This window comes from Bacillus sp. FSL K6-2819, assembly GCF_038008305.1.
GTDB lineage: Bacteria > Bacillota > Bacilli > Bacillales > Bacillaceae > Bacillus > Bacillus amyloliquefaciens.
This window is the reverse complement of sequence record NZ_JBBOYV010000001.1, coordinates 347,803-368,329: the sequence shown is the minus strand read 5'-3', so window position 1 is coordinate 368,329 and position 20,527 is coordinate 347,803. Positions and strand designations below refer to the sequence as shown.

18 protein-coding genes are annotated in these 20,527 nt (G+C 48.8%); 8 read left to right on the top strand and 10 right to left on the bottom strand.

Annotation, left to right across the window (positions count from 1 at the left end; translation table 11 throughout):
• Positions 1-12: 12 nt before the first annotated feature.
• On the bottom strand, positions 13-1,239 hold the full coding sequence (locus tag MHH91_RS01875; protein WP_041915527.1) for a Ger(x)C family spore germination protein: 1,227 nt from the start codon (positions 1,237-1,239) through the stop codon (positions 13-15).
• A complete protein-coding gene (gene gerKA / locus MHH91_RS01870) occupies positions 1,226-2,866 on the bottom strand; it encodes a spore germination protein GerKA (RefSeq protein WP_340976761.1) in 1,641 nt (546 codons plus the stop codon). The genes MHH91_RS01875 and gerKA overlap by 14 nt, the downstream gene beginning before the upstream one ends.
• 122 nt (positions 2,867-2,988) lie before the next feature.
• On the opposite strand from gerKA, the gene MHH91_RS01865 reads away from it, so the two are divergent.
• Positions 2,989-3,210 carry a hypothetical protein gene (locus tag MHH91_RS01865; protein WP_014469740.1) on the top strand — a complete coding sequence of 74 codons (222 nt, stop codon included), beginning with the start codon at positions 2,989-2,991 and terminating at the stop codon, positions 3,208-3,210.
• A 115-nt stretch (positions 3,211-3,325) separates the two neighbouring features.
• On the opposite strand, the gene MHH91_RS01860 is transcribed toward MHH91_RS01865, so the two are convergent.
• Complete coding sequence (locus MHH91_RS01860; protein ID WP_014469739.1) at positions 3,326-5,071, bottom strand: right-handed parallel beta-helix repeat-containing protein; 1,746 nt, start codon at positions 5,069-5,071, stop codon at positions 3,326-3,328.
• Positions 5,072-5,350: 279 nt separating this feature from the next.
• Here MHH91_RS01860 and MHH91_RS01855 point away from each other — a divergent pair, with 279 nt between their 5' ends.
• Positions 5,351-6,829, top strand: coding sequence for a peptide MFS transporter (locus MHH91_RS01855; RefSeq protein ID WP_013350987.1), 1,479 nt, complete (start codon positions 5,351-5,353; stop codon positions 6,827-6,829).
• A 42-nt stretch (positions 6,830-6,871) separates the two neighbouring features.
• Here MHH91_RS01855 and MHH91_RS01850 read toward each other — a convergent pair whose 3' ends face one another.
• From MHH91_RS01850 to MHH91_RS01835, 4 genes are read right to left on the bottom strand one after another with little or no spacing between them, the layout of a single operon-like run.
• Complete coding sequence (locus tag MHH91_RS01850) at positions 6,872-7,333, bottom strand: hypothetical protein (RefSeq protein ID WP_014469738.1); 462 nt, start codon at positions 7,331-7,333, stop codon at positions 6,872-6,874.
• Positions 7,333-7,560, bottom strand: coding sequence for a non-oxidative hydroxyarylic acid decarboxylases subunit D (locus tag MHH91_RS01845; RefSeq protein ID WP_014469737.1), 228 nt, complete (start codon positions 7,558-7,560; stop codon positions 7,333-7,335). The genes MHH91_RS01850 and MHH91_RS01845 overlap by 1 nt, the downstream gene beginning before the upstream one ends.
• A gap of 17 nt (positions 7,561-7,577) precedes the next feature.
• The gene (bsdC, locus tag MHH91_RS01840) at positions 7,578-8,999 is read right to left on the bottom strand and encodes a phenolic acid decarboxylase BsdC (RefSeq protein ID WP_014469736.1); all 1,422 of its coding nucleotides are present in this window, start codon (positions 8,997-8,999) and stop codon (positions 7,578-7,580) included.
• Positions 9,000-9,001: 2 nt separating this feature from the next.
• On the bottom strand, positions 9,002-9,622 hold the full coding sequence (locus MHH91_RS01835) for a non-oxidative hydroxyarylic acid decarboxylases subunit B (RefSeq protein ID WP_013350983.1): 621 nt from the start codon (positions 9,620-9,622) through the stop codon (positions 9,002-9,004).
• 85 nt (positions 9,623-9,707) lie between these two features.
• Between MHH91_RS01835 and MHH91_RS01830 the strand changes: the two genes are divergently transcribed.
• The 6 genes from MHH91_RS01830 (at position 9,708) to MHH91_RS01805 (ending at position 14,458) form a co-directional block, all read left to right on the top strand.
• Complete coding sequence (locus MHH91_RS01830) at positions 9,708-10,580, top strand: LysR family transcriptional regulator (RefSeq protein ID WP_014469735.1); 873 nt, start codon at positions 9,708-9,710, stop codon at positions 10,578-10,580.
• A 131-nt stretch (positions 10,581-10,711) separates the two neighbouring features.
• Positions 10,712-11,509, top strand: coding sequence for a cystine ABC transporter substrate-binding lipoprotein TcyA (gene tcyA, locus MHH91_RS01825; RefSeq protein WP_014469734.1), 798 nt, complete (start codon positions 10,712-10,714; stop codon positions 11,507-11,509).
• Positions 11,496-12,200, top strand: a complete 705-nt coding sequence (locus MHH91_RS01820; RefSeq protein ID WP_013350980.1) for an amino acid ABC transporter permease — start codon at positions 11,496-11,498, stop codon at positions 12,198-12,200. The genes tcyA and MHH91_RS01820 overlap by 14 nt, the downstream gene beginning before the upstream one ends.
• A 12-nt stretch (positions 12,201-12,212) precedes the next feature.
• Positions 12,213-12,956, top strand: a complete 744-nt coding sequence (tcyC, locus tag MHH91_RS01815) for a cystine ABC transporter ATP-binding protein TcyC (protein ID WP_014469733.1) — start codon at positions 12,213-12,215, stop codon at positions 12,954-12,956.
• A 98-nt stretch (positions 12,957-13,054) separates the two neighbouring features.
• On the top strand, positions 13,055-13,684 hold the full coding sequence (locus tag MHH91_RS01810) for a YczE/YyaS/YitT family protein (protein WP_014469732.1): 630 nt from the start codon (positions 13,055-13,057) through the stop codon (positions 13,682-13,684).
• 99 nt (positions 13,685-13,783) lie between these two features.
• Positions 13,784-14,458 (top strand): 4'-phosphopantetheinyl transferase family protein, encoded by a 675-nt coding sequence (locus tag MHH91_RS01805; protein WP_014471424.1) that lies wholly within the window; start codon positions 13,784-13,786, stop codon positions 14,456-14,458.
• 36 nt (positions 14,459-14,494) lie between these two features.
• Here the strand turns inward: MHH91_RS01805 and MHH91_RS01800 are convergent, their stop codons facing one another.
• From MHH91_RS01800 to MHH91_RS01790, 3 genes are all read right to left on the bottom strand, one after another.
• Complete coding sequence (locus MHH91_RS01800) at positions 14,495-15,805, bottom strand: aminotransferase class I/II-fold pyridoxal phosphate-dependent enzyme (RefSeq protein WP_014469730.1); 1,311 nt, start codon at positions 15,803-15,805, stop codon at positions 14,495-14,497.
• Between the two features lie 121 nt (positions 15,806-15,926).
• A complete protein-coding gene (srfAD, locus tag MHH91_RS01795; protein ID WP_014469728.1) occupies positions 15,927-16,658 on the bottom strand; it encodes a surfactin biosynthesis thioesterase SrfAD in 732 nt (243 codons plus the stop codon).
• Positions 16,659-16,676: 18 nt separating this feature from the next.
• Positions 16,677-20,516: a non-ribosomal peptide synthetase gene (locus MHH91_RS01790; RefSeq protein WP_014469727.1), complete on the bottom strand. Its 3,840-nt coding sequence runs from the start codon at positions 20,514-20,516 to the stop codon at positions 16,677-16,679.
• Positions 20,517-20,527 lie beyond the last annotated feature (11 nt).

Sequence of the window (20,527 nt, the reverse complement as noted above, 5' to 3'; positions counted from 1 at the left end):
TTTCTCCTCAAATCAATCATGCTGGAGCTCGTCTGAAAGAGGATTATTCCGCAAGCCCGTTCTTCTGATGATGACTTCCGTTTTTACATCCACGGGGAGATTAGGAAAGATTTCTTCATCCCACTTCCCTTTTAACTTTTTCCATTTATGCGGATGCTGCCGATAAATCAGGTCTCCGAAGCCGATGAAATCATTCTTATGAGCCTTAATATCTTCAATAGATTTGGTGATATCTTTGTCAAGCTGCGCGCTGAGCGCCTTTTGCATGGTCATCAGCACTTTCGGATCAGACAGATGGAAAGGGTATCTGACGGCGTCCACCAGTCCTTCGACCTCAGCATGAACGTGAATATGCGGTTTCCCGCCCGGAAAAGTGGCCGTCACCTTCGTATTCTGGCGGGTGACCTGCAGACTGATTGCATGCTTAACGTTCTTCCAATCCGCATTGATGAACGTATGCTTGATTTTGTTCAGCAGCCATACCGCGCCCACACTGTCGTCATCCTCGATCCAGTAATCGAGTCTCCCATCCTTTTTGAACACAGCCAATCCGTCAGCTGACAGCAGCGCTTTCGGTTCAGTCGTCTGCGTATTTTCCATCGTAGGACCGACTTTATCGTCTCCGTGCATTTCATAACCCGGTATAAACGGCGACCCGGTCGGAGAGGCGAGATCAATCAGAACGTCCTGAAGGCTTGTTTTAATGACTCTGCCGTATTGTTCCTGCGTAAAGCTGAGCGTCTTGTTCACTTTATTGGAAGGGATTTTATCAATCGGCGTCAGCACTTTAATAATGTCTTCAGCCTTGCAATTATGCGCAATGACCGCGGTTGCGGTCGTCCTGAATTCGGTGTCGCGGTCAAGATTGTCCAGAATAAAACTGAGCCCTTCCTCTTTCGCCAGCTTTTCACTGAACACCACAAGATTCGTATGCGCAAAATAGAGCCTTCTGGACACCTTCATCGAGCCTTTTCTCAAAGCTTCCGTCATATTGTCTCCGGACACGGAATAGACGGAAACCGGAGGCCGGTCTCCCGCTCCGCCGCCCTGCAGACCGCCGGCCACGTTTCCCGGGTTGATAATTTGAAAGTGAAGGACGTATTTTCCCGATTCGGTCCGGTCAATACCGATGGCGGAGATCACCGCCAAATCGGTCAGCTCTCTTTTATCCCAGCACCCGGATACAAACATGAGGGAAACCATCGTACAAAGGAGGAGTATCCATTTACGTCTTTTCATTACCGTCGCCCTCTTCTATATCTTTATTAACCATTCCTCTGGATGTCTCCGGTTTCGGTCTTTGATGTTCTCCTTGGCGCCTGTTGTTTTTCTGCACGAGCAGTCCCGGCCTTTTTTCATCCGCCCACAGCGGAGCGCGGAGAAGGGAATCCTTCAGCCCGCCCGGGGACAAAGGAGCGAGCGGGGACATATACGGAAAACCGAATGAACGCAGGCTGCACAGATGAACAAACATCATGATAATGCCCAGAATCAGCCCGTAAAATCCCGTCACCGCCGCCGACAGAATAAAGACAAACCGGATCAGGCGCGCAGATATCGCCATGTCAAAAGCCGGGGTCGCAAAGCTGGCAATCGCCGTCAGCGCGACGACGATAACCATGGCCGGGGAAACGATGCCGGCCTGTACGGCGGCCTGGCCGATGACGAGCGCTCCAACTATAGAAACGGCGGAACCCGCAACTCTCGGAAGACGGACGCCCGCCTCCCTGAGAATCTCGAAGGCCACTTCCATCGTCAGCGCTTCAATGACGGCCGGAAACGGGACCGTCTCCCGCTGGGCGGCGATGACAATCAGCAGCTGCGTCGGAATCATTTCCTGATGAAAGGTCGCCGCCGCCACATAAATCCCCGGCGCCACCAGTGAAATGAAGAATATCAAAACCCGAAGCAGCCTGATGCTTGTAGCGATATCAAATCGTGAATAATAATCCTCAACTGATTGAAAAAATTGAATAAATAAGGCCGGTGCGAGGAGAACAAACGGCGTTCCATCCACGATAATCGCAAATCTTCCTTCCAGCAGATTTCCCGCAACAACGTCCGGACGTTCCGTATGATACACAGTGGGAAACACGGAAAACGGCGCGTCTTCTATAAGCTGCTCAATGTAGCCGGATTCCAGAATGCTGTCGATATCAATGTGCTTCAGCCGCTTGCGGACTTCCTTAATCAGCTTTTTTTCACAAATTCCGTTGATATACATCAGCGCGACGTCCGTATTCGTCTCGTGTCCGATCTCCATTTTTTCAACCCATACATCAGGCGTTTTTACATACCTGCGGATCATGGAAATATTGGTTTGCAGAGATTCTGTGAATCCCTGCCGCGGGCCGCGGAAGGACACCTGAGTGCTCGGCTCTTGAATGGACCGGTGTTCCCCTCCTTCCGTACTGGCGATCAGCGCCTTGTCAGCCCCGTCGACAAAAATGAGCGTGCTGCCCGCCACCAGCCCGGCAAAAAGGCTTTTCCATTTCTCTTCCTCTTTTACTCCGCCGATCGCAAGCGTTTTTTCGTATATCAGGCAGACCGCTTGTTCCGGCTGAACGGACGGAATATCGATTAAATCTTCCAGAAGAGATTGGCTGACAAGCTGTTCGTCTACCAAACCGGCGATATACACAATCGCGGCCGGAAGCTCTTCCTTTCCGATTTTCAGCAGGCGGATAACGACATCAGCACTGTTGCCGAACCTCGCAGACAGCTTCTTCATATTTTTCTCTAAGCTGAGGGAGATCGGCTCCTCCCGCTCTTTGTCTGATTTGTTTTCCGGTTCTTTTCTGTCTTCATTGCCACGGTCGTTTTGATCGGCTTTTTTTTGTTTCTTCTGCTTAAAAAATGGCGGCATATCGCAAAAAACCTTTCCTCGTTTTTTTCATATTCTTCCTGTACGGCAAAAGATTATGCACGGCGGAAAGTCTGTATAAGTTTTGCAAATTTGAAAAGGATAAAAAGGGAGAGTGATACCGCATGAAAATATTGGGGATTTCCATTTTTTTACTGACTTCCTGTCTGATGATTTCTGTAGGGGTGGATATGCTGCAAGGTTTCAGTCTCTATGGAGCGGTTCAAAACAACCTGTCCGCTTTTAAATTGATGACCTTCTCAGAATGGCTGATGCTGTTTTTCTTCGCCCTCTTTTTAATCAAAGAAATGTTGGCTTTATATAAAACAGGAAAAAAAGATGCCTGACAAGCGCCCGGCACTTCGTCACTGCTGTTGAAAGCTGTATTGTGTCAAAAAAGAACACATCGCTCCTTTTTTCGGAGTTCATGTGTTCTTTTTATTGTTCAGACGGTAATGATGATCAGATGACGATATTTCCGATTTCCGTATCTGTAGTGTGTTTTACAATGATGCCTTTGATAATGCGGTTGCCGATGATTTTCGTGCTTGCGGAGGAACTGGTTTGGATAGCCGAAGCAGAAGCGGCGGAAAGGTTGTTGATGGTATTCCCCGAAACGAGGGAATTGGAGGTTCCGTTCAGATAGATGCCGATCGGGCTGCCCGCCGTTCGGTTGATCGTGATGGTATTGTCTATGACTTCATGCGTTCCTGAGTTCAGATACACGGTAACGATAAGCGGTGATGATTCAAAGCGGTTGCCGATGACAGAGGTTCCTGAGGATGTCGAACTGAAAATGGGATAGTTTTTGTAGCTTTTGAAGAGATTGCCTTTGATGACAGCCTTGGCGTCGTTTGTCACAGATACGGCATAGGACTCTGCGGCGCCCTGAAACGCATTAGGGATGAGCGTATTTCCTTCAATGAGGGCATTTCCGCCTGTGACCCATATGCCCCGGCTGAACGATTTCAGCACATTCTGTTTTACGGTGATATTGCCGGCTGATATGCTGATTCCGTCTGTTACCTGATTCAAAGTGTTATTCATAAAGACGGCGTTTTCAGAAAGCGTGGCCCGCATTCCCGCGCTTCGTCCCGTTTCGGAACGCCCGTTTTCAATGACATTGCCGTCAACGGTCACATCTTCCGCCCGATAGACGGAAATGCCCGTATTTTCAAATTGATTGATTTTGTTGTGGGTAACGAGGACGCTTTTCCCCCTTACATCTATCCCGGTGGAAAAACCGGTAATCAGATTGCTGGAAATGACGGCATTGCTGCTGTCCTGCCCTTGTGACACACCTTGTCCGGCGATTCCGGTTCTTGAGCCGCCGTTTGACCAAAAGAGGACGTTCCCTGAAATGACGGTATGCGCGCCGTACCCGTAACTGATTGTATTGTCGGAATGATTTCCTTCAATTAACACGTTATATCCGTTAAAGTTGGTGACTGAGCTTGCGGTGTTTCCGTAAAAGAAGTTGTTGCGGATCGTAATATGAAGAGCCTCTTCATAATCAACATCGCCTTCTCCGTACGATTCAATATCGATTCCGAATTTCGGGGCTGTTCCATTTCCTTTCCCGGCGTCTTCAATCACGCAGTCTTCCACCGTGACGGTGTTGCAGCCGGTGATTGAAATGTTGTTGCGTCTTGACTGTCTGATATCGCAGCGGCGGATGGTTATATGTTCTGATGTTTCGTAATCACTGTTTGTTTTTAACCCGAGCGGACTGACAATAATGCCGTCTCCCGTAAAATCCGATATCTCCACATCTTCGATCAGTACATTGCTGCTGCCTTCAATACAGATTCCGAATCCCCATTCATGGGTCGACCGCAAAGGAACATTGATATACTTGTGTTCATCCCGATCCCCGATGATGCGGCCCCCGGTGATGGTGACATTTTCCCGCCTGCCTATATAGAAAGCCGAGTAGCCCCAGGAGCTGTTCGGCGTTACTTTAATCGTGCATTCCGGATCCATGACGATGGAGAGATGGCTCGGCACATTAATTCCGGCGTTCCTAAACGGCTGGCCGCTGTCACCGCCAAGCGTGCCGTTGATTTTATACGTTCCGGACGGAAAAAACACCGTATGACAGCCCTCGCTGACGGCTTTGGCCAAACATTGGTTGATGGCGCTTGTCACGTCGGTTTTCCCGTCTGCCGCCACGCCGCAATCCGTTATATCCAATATACGATTCGGCAAGTGATGATCTCCTCCTTTCTCTCTTATTGCCATCTTATTCCGCCATATCCCGCTCCGCCTGTACATACTTTAAATTTTATTAAAAAAGTTTATAAAGATAGTTTAGTTAGATAATATACCAAAAATAAGTCATTGGAATTAGGAAAATACGTCTATATTCTTCGTTATAATATCTTTTCATTCTGGAATTTTTTGAATTCAGTATAAATTATATTGACACAAGTATTATATAAGAATATGATTTTTGTAATACACTTTTTTAAGAAAGGGTTGGCTCAGGTGGCATCTATTGAAAAGGAAGCTATAACAGAAACTGTGCCGCAACGAGGCTTTTTCGGTCATCCCCGCGGCTTGTTCACACTGTTTTTCACCGAATTTTGGGAGCGTTTCTCCTACTATGGTATGAGAGCTATATTGCTTTACTATTTATACACGGAAGTCGCTCATGGCGGTCTCGGCTTTGATAAAAGCACCGCAGTTGCCATCATGTCCATATACGGATCTCTCGTATACATGTCGAGCGTCATCGGCGGATGGCTGGCCGACCGGGTATTCGGTACGGCAAACACCGTATTCTACGGCGGAATTTTAATTATGTTCGGCCACATCGCTCTTGCCTTCCCTGGCAGCACGGCGGCGTTTTTTCTCAGCATGGCTCTGATCATTATCGGAACCGGCCTGCTTAAACCGAACGTATCCAGCGTTGTCGGAGATCTATATACGAAGGAAGACGAGCGCCGCGACTCTGGTTTCAGTATCTTTTACATGGGGATCAACCTCGGCGGATTAGTTGCGCCGCTAATTGTCGGAACACTCGGACAGAAGTACAACTACCACTTAGGCTTCGGATGCGCCGCGGCCGGTATGTTCCTCGGACTGATTGTTTTCGCTCTTACGAGAAAGAAATACCTCGGCAAAGCAGGCTCCAATGTACCGAATCCGATTTCTAAATCATCAGTGATCGGAACGGGAATCGGAGTGGTCATCGCAGCCGCCGTTATTTTCGTTCTCATCCAAACCGGCTGGCTGACAATCCAGCGTGTAATTGACGTCGTCAGTGTCCTCGGCATTGTCATTCCGGTTATCTACTTTATCGTGATGTTCACAAGCAAAAAAGCGACAAGAACGGAAAAATCACGGCTTGCGGCTTATATTCCGCTGTTTATTGCGGCGGCCATGTTCTGGGCTATTCAGGAACAGGGTGCGACGATTCTTGCTTTATATGCGGATCAGCGCACGAGGCTTTCTTTTGCGGGAATGCATCTTGAGTCTTCATGGTTCCAGTCTCTGAACCCATTATTCATCGTTATTTTCGCGCCGGTGTTCGCTTGGTTCTGGATGAAGCTCGGCAAACGCCAGCCTTCAACACCGATTAAATTCGCGATCGGCATTATCCTTGCCGGATTGTCATTTTTAGTCATGGTGCTTCCGGTTATGGGCGGAAGCGGCGAGCTTGTGAGCCCGCTTTGGCTTGTGCTCAGCTTCCTTTTGGTTGTGCTTGGTGAGCTTTGCCTTTCACCGGTCGGTTTATCTGTCACAACGAAGCTTGCGCCTGCCGCTTTCTCAGCGCAGACAATGAGTATGTGGTTCTTAACAAACGCCTGCGGCCAAGCCCTGAACGCAAAAGTAGTCGGTTTGTTTGATAAGATTTCTGAAGCGGCCTATTTCGGCTCAATCGGGCTTATTTCCATCATTCTCGGTATTATTTTGGTTCTTCTTTCTCCCGTTATTAAACGGGCGATGAAAGGCGTACAATAATAGAAAAGCCTGCGGAAGCGTCCGCAGGCTTTTTTTGTGCGTTTATTGTTTTAACTCCTCAAGCGTTTCGCTCCATCTCTTCAGGACACTTTCCGGCTCGTGAAGCTGAATGGCCGGGCCGGACGTCAGATCAGCGTATTTCGCCCGATCTTCCTTGACGGAAATCACGCGGCAGCTGAACCGTTCCCGCTCGTATTTCGCCTCTTTCAGCGGCGGAAGCGCCTCACATTCCAATGTGACGTAATAGGCAGCTCCTCCGTGCCAGGCGATGAAAAGAGCTTGTCCCGAATGCAGCAGGCTTTTTACAGTCGTCGTGTTTTTCCATAAGGCGATCCGGAGATTTGTGCTGCTCACGGCCAGAATCTCACCGGCGCTGATCATGGCCGCGTGCGGACGGCCTTGTTTTGTCACGGATTGCAGTACAAATGCATCGTGCTGCTTTTTCTCAAGCTCCGTCCCGTCTAAAAGCGTGTAAAGGGCTTCCGGCAAATGCTCCGTCAGCATTACGCTTTTCTTTCCGGAACAGCGGGAACTTGAGTGGCCGTCTCCGTTTCTTTCGGATCAATTTTAAATGCCGGGTTGAATGTTTCCGGATTCGTGATGCTTTCCGGTTCACAGGATCTCCATGTAAAAAAGCAGGTTTGGCATTGGTATATTTCCCAAGCGCCTTTGACCGGCGATTGGCTGACGGTTTCTCCTTTTTTCGATTCACAGCGCGGGCATGTTTTCATTGCAAACTCATCCTTTCTTATTGATTCATTAAGTCCATCAGTTTTTGTTCCCACTCTTTTGTTGTCAGCGGAGAATCAAGCGGCTGCGAATAATGGCCTCTTGTTTCCGGCGCGGCAGGCGTTGTGGCGTCAAGAATCATTTTGTGTGTCATCCCTGCCGGATCAGACCCCGGGTCAAGCGGAAGAACGGACAGGTCAGGAATAATGACTGCGTCGTGTTTCGGATGCATTTTCGTTGAAAGCGCCCACATGACTTGCGGCAGATTAAACGGATCGACATCCTCATCCACGACAATGACCATTTTGCAGTAGCCGAGTCCGTGCGGTGTTGTCAGGGCGCGCATGCCGACCGCCTTAGCAAAGCCGCCGTATCGTGTTTTCGTTGAAATGATGGCGATCAGACCGTGCGTATACATGGCATTGACGGCGACGATTTCGTTCGGATATGCTTCCTTCAGCTGCTGGTAAAGAGGCACACATGTATTAATGCCGATCATATAGTCGCACTCCGTCCACGGCATGCCTAAGTACAAATGTTCAAAAATCGGATTGTTTCTATGATATACACGTTTGATTTTGATCACCGGCATGCTGCGGCCGCCTGAATAATGACCCGTGAACTCACCAAAAGGGCCTTCGTATTCCCGTTCTCCCGCGAGAATCTCTCCTTCCAGAACGACTTCGGCGCCCCACGGGATGTCTAAGTCGGACAGCTTGGATTTGACGATTCTGTAAGGCTCCCCTTGAATCGCTCCGGCCATTTCATACTCGGATTGATCGTATAACAGCGGAGTTGACGCGGCCGTCGTAATCACCGGCTCACAGCCCAGCGCGATCGTAACGGGAAGATTCACGCCCCGTTCTTCAGCCTGGCGAAGATGAATCGCAATATCATGCTGAGGCACGGGCTGGATGCCGAGGCGGTCTTTTCCCTTCACCTGCATTCTGTAAATGCCGACATTCTGCTTGCCGAAATTGTCCGGGTCTTCAAGATCGCGGGAAATGACGCACGCTTTATCCAAATAATAGCCGCCGTCTCCCTGGTTGATTCTGAATAACGGAAGGATGTCAAAAAGATTGATGTCTTCCGTTATTTCATTTTCATGAAACGGCGCAGTTTCTTCCCGTTTGACCGATACCGGAAATGAATCGTACCGTTTGGCGAACTCAAAGAATTGTTCTTTTACAGGCGTATCTTTCGGCATGCCCAGCATCATCGCGTGATTCGGCCAGGAGCCGATGACATTCAAGGCGACCTGCGCATGATGTTGTCCGTAAATATTGTTAAACAAAAGTGCGGGGCTTTTATCCCCGAGGTTGCTGGCTGCACGCGCGGCGGCGCCCAGATCCGGCTCCGGTTTTACCTCTTCGTTGACTGTTAACAGCTGCCCTTCTTTTTCAAGAGCGGCGAGAAATTCCCTAAAATCCTGATAGGCCATTATCAGATTCCTCCTTTTTGTTTTTCAATTCCGTACCACCGTTTCGCTTCCGGCAGACGGATGCCGAACTGGTCGAGCGTCCGGAACACAATGTGGTCGATCAATTCGTCCATGTCAGCCGGTTTGTTGTAAAAAGCCGGCATCGGCGGAAGAATGACGGAACCCATTTTTGTAAGCGCTAGCATATTCTCTAAATGGATTTGGCTGAGCGGCGTTTCTCTGGTCAGAAGCACAAGTTTTTTCCGCTCTTTCAGGATGACGTCAGCCGCTCTTGTCAGCAGATTGTCAGCCATTCCGGTGCGGATGCTTGCAAGTGATTTCATGCTGCACGGAGCGATGATCATCCCATCCGTTTCAAACGAGCCGCTTGAAATCGCCGCTGCCTGGTCTTTGTGAGAATACGTATAGGACGCCAGTTTCTCTACATCTTTTAACGTATAATCGGTTTCATGTGTGATGGTGACATTTGCCCAAGGAGAAACGACAAGATGGGTTTCGATCTCCGCGGCCTTTAAATATTCTAAAAGCCTGATCCCGAATATGGCTCCCGTAGCCCCGGTCATTCCGATGACGAGTTTCATATTGAACCCTCCTTTACGCTTGAAATATGGTGTCAAAACCATCATACTCCTGATATATCCATATGAAAAATATTCGTTAAATCTATATATCATACCCTAAAGGTATAAAAGAAAGGAGCGCATTCTCATGGATATCCGGCAATTGCGTTATTTCGTCACCATTGCCCAAGAGCAGAAAATTACGACGGCCGCCAAAAAGCTTCATATGGCTCAGCCGCCGTTAAGCAGACAGCTGAAACAGCTCGAAGAAGAATTGGGCGTCATTCTGTTTGACCGCAATAAAAAGAAACAAATGACCCTTACATATGAAGGAAACGTATTTTTGAAAAGAGCGAAAGAGATTCTTCATAAGTTTGAGGACGCCATTATCGAGGTACAAGAGCTGAAGGAAGAAGCAGCCGGCCCCCTTGCCGTGGGGTCAACCATTTACTGCGCCGCACTCATGCTTGAGAAAGTGTCGCAGATGAAAGAGCGGTATCCTCATCTCACCTTTAACATTTGGGAAGACGAACCCGTCTCACTGCTGGAGCTCTTAGAATCCCGACAGATTGACGCCGCCGTCACCACCACCTTGATTAAGAGCGACGGCATTGAATCAAAGGAGCTTGAAGACATTCCGTGTGTATTGGTGCTGTCTGAGCATACAAAACGCCTGTGCGGAAAAACGATTAAGCTGAAGGACATCGCTTCTTTGCCTCTGATCCTTTTGCGCACCGTCAATGGAAGGGGTGTGTATGACCAAGTCCTCCATGTTTGTGAACAGTACGGTCTCGACCTTCAGGTTGTCTGTGAATGCCATGACTCCGCGACACTTTTGAGCCTCGTCTCATCTGGGTTCGGAGCCACGATTCTGCCTTTGACGATGATTCCCGTCCATATGCGATCGCATGTCAAAACGGTCGCCATCGAGGACAACCCGTTTGTCATGACACCGGCCGTCATCTGGAGAAAAGACAGCTACCTGCCGAAGCCGGTCAGACAGTTTTTGCAATTATTTTGACCCCCGGAAACACGGAGATTTCACACTCATGAAAACCAATTACTTGACTCATACTAAAAAAAAGTTATCCTTTACAATTGGGAGCTATTTTTTCTCAATAAAACTAATCAGAAAAGTGGGGAATAAAGAAAATGAAAAAAGCATTATTGGCTTTATTCATGATGGTCAGCATCGCGGTGCTTGCAGCCTGCGGAAACTCACAGGACAGCGGATCGAAGTCAAAAGACGGCGATCTTTGGGCTTCTGTCAAGAAAAAAGGCGTACTGACCGTCGGTACAGAAGGAACGTATGAACCATTTACCTTCCATGATAAAAAGACTGACAAACTGACCGGATATGATGTTGAGGTCATTCAAGAAGTCGCGAAACGCCTCGGTCTGAAAGCTGACTTCAAAGAAACGCAATGGGACAGCATGTTTGCCGGATTAAATGCTAAACGGTTTGACGTCGTCGCTAACCAAGTCGGCAAAACAGGCCGTGAGAACCAATATGATTTTTCTGATAAATACACAACGTCAAATGCCGTCGTCGTGACGAAAAAAGACAGCACGATTGCAAAAGAAGCTGATGTCAAAGGAAAAACCGCGGCTCAGTCATTAACAAGCAATTACAATAAATTAGCGAAAGAAGCCGGCGCGAAAATTGAAGGCGTTGAAGGCATGGCGCAATCCCTTCAGCTCATTCAGCAGGGCCGCGCTGATCTGACTTACAACGATAAGCTTGCCGTACTGAACTACTTAAAAACGTCCGGCAATAAAAACGTGAAAATCGCGTTTGAAGCTGGGCAGCCGCAACAAACTTATTTCGCATTCCGAAAAGGAAGCGGCGAACTTGTGACTCACGTCAACAAAGCGTTAAAAGAAATGAAAGAGGACGGGACTCTTTCTAAAATAGCTAAAAAATGGTTCGGCGAAGATGTTTCTAAGTAACATGCCTGAGCCCGTGATTGCGGCAGCCATTCCATGGGATCTGGTGCAGCAGTCATTCTGGCCGATTCTTTCCGGGGGAATCTATTACTCGATTCCCCTTACCATTCTTTCCTTTATTTTCGGAATGATCATCGCGCTGATTACGGCGCTCGCCAGAATGTCAAATATGAAACCATTGAGATGGGTGTTCAGCGTATATGTATCAGCGGTGCGCGGCACTCCTCTTCTCGTTCAATTGTTCATCATTTTTTATCTGTTCCCGACCTTTAATATTACACTGGACCCTTTCCCAAGCGCTGTCATCGCATTTTCACTAAACGTAGGCGCCTATGCTTCTGAAATCATTCGGGCATCTATTTCATCCGTGCCGAAAGGGCAATGGGAAGCCGGTTATACGATCGGCATGACCTATCGCAAGACATTGTTCCGCGTGATCCTGCCGCAGGCGTTTCGCGTGTCCATTCCGCCATTATCAAATACATTTATCAGCCTGATCAAGGATACATCTCTCGCGTCACAAATTCTCGTCGCGGAGCTGTTCAGGAAAGCGCAGGAAATCGGCGCGCAAAACCTTGATCAGATCTTGGTCATCTATATTGAAGCCGCCTTTATTTATTGGATCATCTGCTTCTTGCTGTCAATCGTACAGCTTGTGATCGAACGGCGTCTCGACCGTTATGTGGCCAAATAAGGAGGTTTCGATATGCTTTCTGTTAAAGGATTAAATAAATCATTCGGCCAGAATGAAATTTTAAAAAAGATAGATATGGAGATAGAAAAAGGGAAAGTCATCGCCGTTCTGGGACCGTCCGGTTCAGGAAAAACGACGCTACTGCGCTGTCTGAACGCGCTTGAGATTCCCAATCACGGCGAGCTGGCATTCTCCGATTTTTCAATAGATTTCTCCAAAAAAGTGAAGCAGGCTGATATCCTTCGCCTCCGCCGCAAATCAGGCATGGTCTTTCAGGCGTATCATCTGTTTCCTCACCGCACGGCGCTTGAGAACGTTATGGAAGGACCCATTCAAGTGCAAAAGCGCGACAAAGAGCAAGTCAGAAAAGAAGCGATTGAGCTTCTTGAAAAAGTCGGACTGAAAGACAAAATGAATTTATATCCGTTCCAGCTTTCCGGCGGTCAGCAGCAGCGTGTCGGCATCGCCCGCGCGCTTGCGATTCAGCCTGAGCTGATGCTGTTTGACGAACCGACGTCAGCGCTTGACCCGGAGCTGGTCGGCGAGGTGCTCAAAGTTATTAAGGATTTGGCGAATGAAGGCTGGACGATGGTTGTCGTCACGCATGAAATCAAATTCGCGCAGGAAGTGGCCGATGAAGTCATCTTCATTGACGGCGGCGTCATTGTGGAACAAGGACCACCGGCCCAAATTTTTTCCGCGCCGAAAGAAGAACGCACGCAGCGGTTTTTGAATCGTATACTGAATCCTTTGTAGGAGCCGAAGAAGAAGCGAAACACTGATTTCGCTCTTCTTTTTTTTGGCAGTTATGCTACAATGACAATTAATGAGATTTTATGAAAGAAGGGACCTCTTTGAAGCGGGAATTCGTGATGCGCTGGACGTTTTATTTTGCCGGTCTGTTGATTTTGTCTTTCGGGGTATCTTTAACCATTAAAGGAAAAGCTCTCGGCATCAGCCCTTGGGATGCCTTTCATTATGGGCTTTTTCAGCATTTCGGTCTTTCCGTCGGGCAATGGTCCATCGTGGTCGGCGCGGTGATCGTCGCTTTAACCTGCCTGTTCACGAGAACGCTCCCGAAAATCGGCGCCATCTTGAATATGCTGATGATGGGAATGTTTATTGATTTTTTTTCATTTCTGCTTCCTGAAGCGCACGCTTTTTCCTTAGCGGCCGTGTTTTTTTCTTTCGGATTGCTGCTGATCGGCTGCGGCGTCGGTATTTACGTATCGGCCGGGCTCGGCGCGGGCCCCCGGGACTCTCTGATGCTGCTGATTTCTGAAAAAACGGGCTGGAACGTGCAATGGGTGCGGAACGGCATTGAACTGACGATTCTTGCCGCAGCCTGGACGATGGGCGGACCGATCGGAGCCGGAACCATTATTACGGCTGTTTTGACCGGGCTGATTCTGCGTTTTTCTTTGCCTCAGTCCTCTAAACTGTTAACATATGCGATCTACGGGCGGGCAGCGTCCGTTCATTAAGAACAAAGCCGACACGGTTTTGTTTTTTTTATTGCCGGACAGCTTGCGTCTGATATGATAGGATGGTTTTGACAATATTTGCAGACGGAGGATCTGGACATGAAGATTTACGGAGTATATATGGACCGCCCGCTTTCTCCAAGGGAAGAGGATCGGATGATGGCGGCTGTGTCCGCTGAAAAGCGGGAAAAATGCCAGCGCTTTTATCATAAAGAGGATGCTCACCGCACCTTGCTGGGCGACATGCTCATCCGCACCATTGCGGGGAGGGCTTACGGACTTAATCCGGCTGCGATTGTATTCAGCGTCCAGGAGTACGGAAAGCCGTACATCCCCGCGCTTCCGGACTTGCACTTTAATATTTCCCACTCCGGGCGCTGGATCGTGTGTGCCGTTGACTCAAAACCGATCGGCATCGATATTGAAAAAATGAAGCCCGGCACGATTGATATAGCGAAACGTTTTTTCTCGCCTTCAGAATACAGTGATCTGCAAGCGAAACATCCCGATCGGCAGACCGATTATTTTTATCACCTGTGGTCAATGAAAGAAAGCTTTATCAAACAGGCCGGAAAAGGGCTTTCCCTGCCGCTTGATTCATTCAGCGTCCGCCTTGAAGAGGACGGTTGTGTGTCCATTGAACTCCCGGACGGACATGAACCATGTTTCATCCGCACATATGATGCGGACGAAGAATATAAGCTGGCGGTTTGTGCGGCTCATCCCGATTTTTGTGACGGGATTGAGATGAAAACGTATGAAGAACTGCTGTAAGCATAGAAAAAGGAGGGGTGCCCCCCTCCTTTTTTGTCAGCCTGATATTTCCGCCTGTTTCTGCAGCTGCTTTGCTTCTTGATAAATTTCTTCAAACAAATCCGCGATATGTTCTTCTTCAACGCATGAAAACGCGATTCGCAAATCCGTTTCATTAATGGATATCGTACCGATCCCTCTCTTTTCAAGCAATGACACTCTCAATTCGCCGGCGTTTATATCTTTCAGCCGGACACACATGAAATAGCCTGAGTTAAACGGATAAGGCGTCCATACGTCTTCATAGTGCTTGTTTTTTGCAAGAACGGCTTTCACTTTGTCAGCCCGTTTTTTCATGATGTTGTATTTCAGTGATTTTTCTTTCTCGTATTCCGGTGACTGCATCGCCCGCAGCATGAATGTTTGGGACGGATGCGGGGCGCTTGAAATCGTTCCCCTGATAATCCCTTTTGTTTTTTCCTCAAGCACGCGCAGCGCTTTTTCGCTTTTTGCGCTGTACGTAATAAAACCGACGCGGAACCCCCATGCGTAATTTTCCTTTGTGGCTCCGTCTATTTTCACGCAAAGCACCCTGTCATGCACTTGGGCGAGTTTGCTGAAGATGGATTCCTGAATGGCCGTTTCATCGTAAAACAAATTGTAATACGCATCGTCTACGAGTACGACAATCTCTTTGCCAGCCTCCGCTGCCTCCAGAATCACGCTGACGATTTCTAACGCTTCCTCTTCCCCCGGCGTATAGCCTGTCGGATTATTCGGGAAATTCAGCACGACAATCGCCTTCTCTTCCTGCTTTTTCAGCAGCTCGGACAGACCAGCCGCATTAAAACGCCCATCCTGCTGAAAAAGCGGGTACGTCTCAATAGATGCCTTGCGCCGGACACCGAAAATGAAGTTGTAATTTCCCCAATATTTATCAGGCAGAAGCAGCGTATCCCCTTCATTGACGAACAAGTCGGCGGCAATGCTCAGCCCGTGTGTCAAAGCGTTTGTCACGATCGGCGTGCTGATGTCTTTGCCGGCTAATGAAGGATTTTCGAGACGCATTTTTTTCAGCCATTCCTGTCTGAGCGGCTCTTTTCCCTGCGGCGGAGCATAATCGTAGATATCATCGGGGTTATAGGCGGACAATGTCTCTTGTATATGGGAAAAGTGCATGGACTCTCCTTGTGAGGTGGCGATTCCGATTGTGGCATTATACTTTCCGGCCTTGGCTTTCGCTTCCGCCGATTGCGTCAGCACCCCTTTCGGATAAAACAAATCTTTGCCCAAATCAGAAAGCATATGAAGCACGTGCGGGTTTTCTTCAGATAATGTTCTGTTCAGCTCTTTAGCTGCATCATTCATGTACGACAATCCCTTCAAAGTGATATTCCATTAAATCATAACATAAAATTTTTGATAAATGAGAAAACTCCAAGGCCGATTTTGTTACAAAAAACAGACAGCGGATGCTGTCTGTCATATTTTATAACAATTGGCCTGCAGTGCTCCTGTTAATAATCTCATAAATTCGTTCCGCCACATGTTCAGTTTCACTTAATATGAACATGTGGCCGTCCGAAAACTCATGAAAAACGGGATTTGCGGCCCATTTTTTCCAACCGTCCGCATCTCTGATACATTTATGATCCTTCCGCCCATTAAAAATATGGACGGGTGATTGAATGATGTGAGAATCAGACGGGCGGAAGCTTTCAAGCGCGCGGTAGTCGGATCTGAAAGAAGGCAGGAAAAATGACATGACCTCCTTATTTTCCACTAACTCCTGCGGCATTCCGCCAAGCTCGATAATATGGGCGAGAAATTTTTCATCATCAAGATGAGAAACTTTTTTCCTTTCCGCATGCGGCGGCTGGATGGCTGAGATGATCACGGCCTGCGGGTAAATGCCTTCCCGCTCCAGCTTTTGCGCCAGCCTGAAAGCGACCATGCCTCCCATACTGTGGCCGAACAGCACAAACGGGCGGTCAGGACTGAGATTCAACTCCTGCTTGTACAAGCTGACGAGCTGCTCAAAATCTTCAACGGCGGACATTTGATTTGTGCCGTGTCCCGGCGGTTCCGCGGCTAGCATCTCACACTCACCCTGAAGATAGGTGTGGAGCGGGCGGAATGATGCGGAATAGCCTCCTGCGAACGGAAAACAGATGAGCTGCGTTTTTTCTGTCGTATCGAACGATTTAAAGAGCTGGACCATTAGCGGCTTCCTCCTTTTCTATCGTGAAGTTGTCAGCTTCAGATGTTCATTCCTTAGGAATTCGAGCAAATGTGCCGCATTCCTTTCGAGACATTCTCCCTGAAGCATTTCTGCGTGAGTGCCGCAGCCTTTTTTCACACGGTATTCACCTGTCGTGGCTTCCTCCCACGAAGCGAGCCACGGCGGCATCGCAAAGTCCGGTTCTGATGTTAAAAGATCTATATCCGCGTTGACCGTGCCGGTGCTGACGGTGTGTACGAAATAAGAATAAAATGCGTTTGTTTTTTTGGCGAGCCCTTCTTTGACGGCTTCGTTATTCAGCGCTTCATTGTCCCGGTTCACCTTCATCAGCGCCTGGACATCACTTTCTACGGTGCGGCCATCCAAGTCACTGACGCCTTGTTTTTTATAGGAGTCCACCATGATCAGCCGCTCCACTTCACGGCCTTCGGCTTCAAGCCGTTTGGCGGTTTCAAAGGCGAGCGTGCAGCCTGCCGAGTATCCGAACAGCTTGATGGCCCCTTCCGGCTGAAGCTGATTGATCAGTTCAGTGTAGCGGTCGATACGGTTGTCTTCCTCGATAAAATCGAAGGCACAGATTCTGCAGCCGGACAGCTGTTTTGCGAGCGGCTGGTACATCAGCCCGTAACCGAGAACCGGCGGGAACGCAAACAGTGTGTCAGACTGATTTTTATTCATGATTGTGAGATCTTTCATTCCTTTTTCTTCACCGTGAAGCAGAAAATCGGCAATGCCCGCAATTGTCGGCGCTTCGAATAACAGCTTCACCGGAATGTCCGTACCGAGCTCTTTTTTAATGTGTGACGCCGCGGTCATCGCTTTTAAAGAATGGCCTCCGAGCGCAAAGAAGTCATCATGAATCCCGATTGATTCTGTTCCGAGCACCTCGGCCCAAATGCGGGCGATGCGTTCTTCCGTTTCGTTGCGCGGCGGCGTCTGGTCTTTGCCTGTCCGCTGCTTCGGCTCTGCTTTCGGCAGCAGGCGTTTGTTCACCTTGCCGTTTGGCGTGAGCGGGAGTTTCTCAAGGATCGTGAACGATTGCGGCACCATGTATGCCGGAAGCTGTCTGCTTAAAAAGACTTCAAGCCCGTTCGTGTCAATTTCAGCGCTGCATACGAGGTATGCATCAATGTAAGCGTCTCCCGATTCATTGCGGCTGACGGCTGCAACAGCTTCTTTAACACCTTGATACGCTTGGATCTGCTTTTCAATTTCTTCAAGTTCAATACGGTGTCCGCGGATTTTGACTTGATCGTCAATACGGCCGGCAAATTCAATCGTGCCGTCCGGGAGCCAGCGCGCCAAATCGCCCGTGCGGTATAGGCGCTCACCGGACTTGAATGGATTCGGGATGAATTTTTGCTTCGTCAAATCTTCCCGGTTGAGATAGCCGTTTGACACACCCATTCCGGTCAGCGTCAATTCACCGACCGCTCCGAATGGCTGCAGCCGCCCTGTTTCCGTGAGAATGTAAGCGCCCGTTTCATTCAGCGGCCTGCCGATCGGGACAGCAGACATGGATTCAGGAATGTCATGAATGGTATGAGCCGTTGCGAACACGGTCACTTCAGTCGGCCCGTACACGTGAATGAGTCTGCCCGGCCCCATGATGCGGAGCGCTTTTCTGACATGGGCCGCGGAAGCGCGTTCTCCGCCAAATAGGATATGCCGAAGCCCTTTCATCCACTCGCCACCCGCGTCTGTCAGCACATTAAACAGCGCGGTTGTGACAAACATGACGGTGATGCCTTCTGAAACGATCAGCTCAGTCAGCTTTTCAGTATTCAAAATGGTCTCCTTATCCGCAATGACGAGCCTTGCTCCGTTTAAAAGCGATCCGTAAAAATCGAAGGTGAAACCGTCAAAGGCATAGTTGGAAAGAGAGAGCACCGTATCCGTTTCGGATATGCTGATATAGTTTGTGTTTTTGGCGATTCTTTGAATATTGGCATGTGTGGTCACATTGCCCTTCGGTTTGCCCGTTGTTCCTGACGTGTACATGATATATGCCGGCATATCGGCGCCGCCGGATGCTTCCGGTTCATCAGAAGGGGCATCAAGCCCGTCTTCTCCGTCAATGCACATCAGGCTTCCCGCATACGGCAGCTTCTCAGCTTCCGCATACAGCGCTTGATGCGTCACGATGCAACCGGCTTTGCTGTCTTCAAGCATGTAGGCGATCCGGTCCTCCGGGTACTCCGGATCGATCGGCAGGTATGCCGCGCCCGCTTTTAAAATGCCGAGAATTCCTGCGGCCATCTCACAAGAACGCTTTACAAACAAAGCGGCTACTGATCCTTTTCCGATTCCTTGTTTTTGTAAACGGTGCGCGAGACGGTTTGATTCTTCATGAAGTTCCCGGTAAGTCAGCGTTGTTTCTCCGGCTGTTACTGCCGGCGCGTCAGGATTTGCTTCAGCCGCCTGACGGAACCAATCCGTCAGTTTTTTCGCCTCGGCAGACAGACGGGATGGATTAAGGTCTGTGACAAGGCGTTTCTCTTCGGCCTCATCTATGATATTCACCGTATGAAGGGGCGCTTCCGGATGCTGTACGATATAGCTGACGGCTGTCAGCAATTGCGATTTCAGCCTGCTGATAAACGCTTCGTCAAAAACACTTTCGTTGTAAGCCAGCTTGATCAGCATTTGTTCACCCGGCGACGCCATGACATTCAGATCGTAGTTTGATTTTTCAAAGACGTGGACATCTTCCATTTCAAACCCGTTCTGCCGTGCTTCTTTGCTGTCGGCGTCTTGAAGCGGATAGTTTTCAAAGACGATGATATGGTCAATCAGTTTCTGCTGGGAAGCCTGGCTTTGTATGTCATAAAGCGGGACATATTGATGCGGCTCTGACTCCAGCGACTGCTCCTGAAGATGTCTGAGCAAATCTTTGAAATTCATGCCGTCAGTGAGGCGGACCCGCTTCGGCACAACATTGATAAACAGTCCGACCATATGCTCAACGCCTTTAATATCCGCGGGACGTCCGGACACAACTGTACCGAACATGACATCATCCGAGCGCTGATAGCGGCCCAGTATCAGGCTCCAGACGGCTTGAAGCGCCGTACTGAGAGTCGTATGCTGTGATTTGGCGAGCTCCGTGAACGCTTTTGTTTCCGCTTCGGGCAGGGAGAAAAGCAGTTCCTTCGGCTGATAAGCGGCTTTCTGTTTGTTCCTTTGCTCAGCGAACGTCGTCTGACCCTCGAAATCCGCCAAATAGCCGCCCCAGTAGCTGAGCGATGCCTGCTTGTCCTGTTTTTCGAGCCATTTAATATACTCTTTATAAGGCTTGACCGGTTTTAAACTGTAAGGCTTGTTTTCTCTTAAAGCATTATAAACTTGAAATAAGTCTTGAACGACGACGCCGAAGCACCAGCCGTCAAGCAGAATATGGTGATAGCTCCATACCCATTCATAGCGCTTATCCGCTTTTTTGAAGACGGCGGCACGCATCGGAATGTCACGGGTCAGCTGGAATCCTTTCACCTTATCTTTCTCTTTATACTCATTGATGGCGGTCATCTGTTCGCTTTCAGAAAGATGTGTCAGATCGATTTCGTCAATGTGAAAAGTTCTTTTTTTCAGGACGACCTGCACCGGGCGTTTGACTTTTTCATGGATGAACACGGTACGAAATATATCGTACCGGTCCACAATGACGTTCATGCTTTCTTCCAGCATCCTGACGGAAAAATCACCTTTTACTTTCATTGTCATTTGTTCGATGTAAAAGCTTTGGCCGGGATTCAGGAGAGTATGAAACAGCATTCCCTCCTGCATCGGCGACAAATAATACATATCCTGAACTTGATCCTTGCTGAATTGGCTCATCTGCTCCGCTC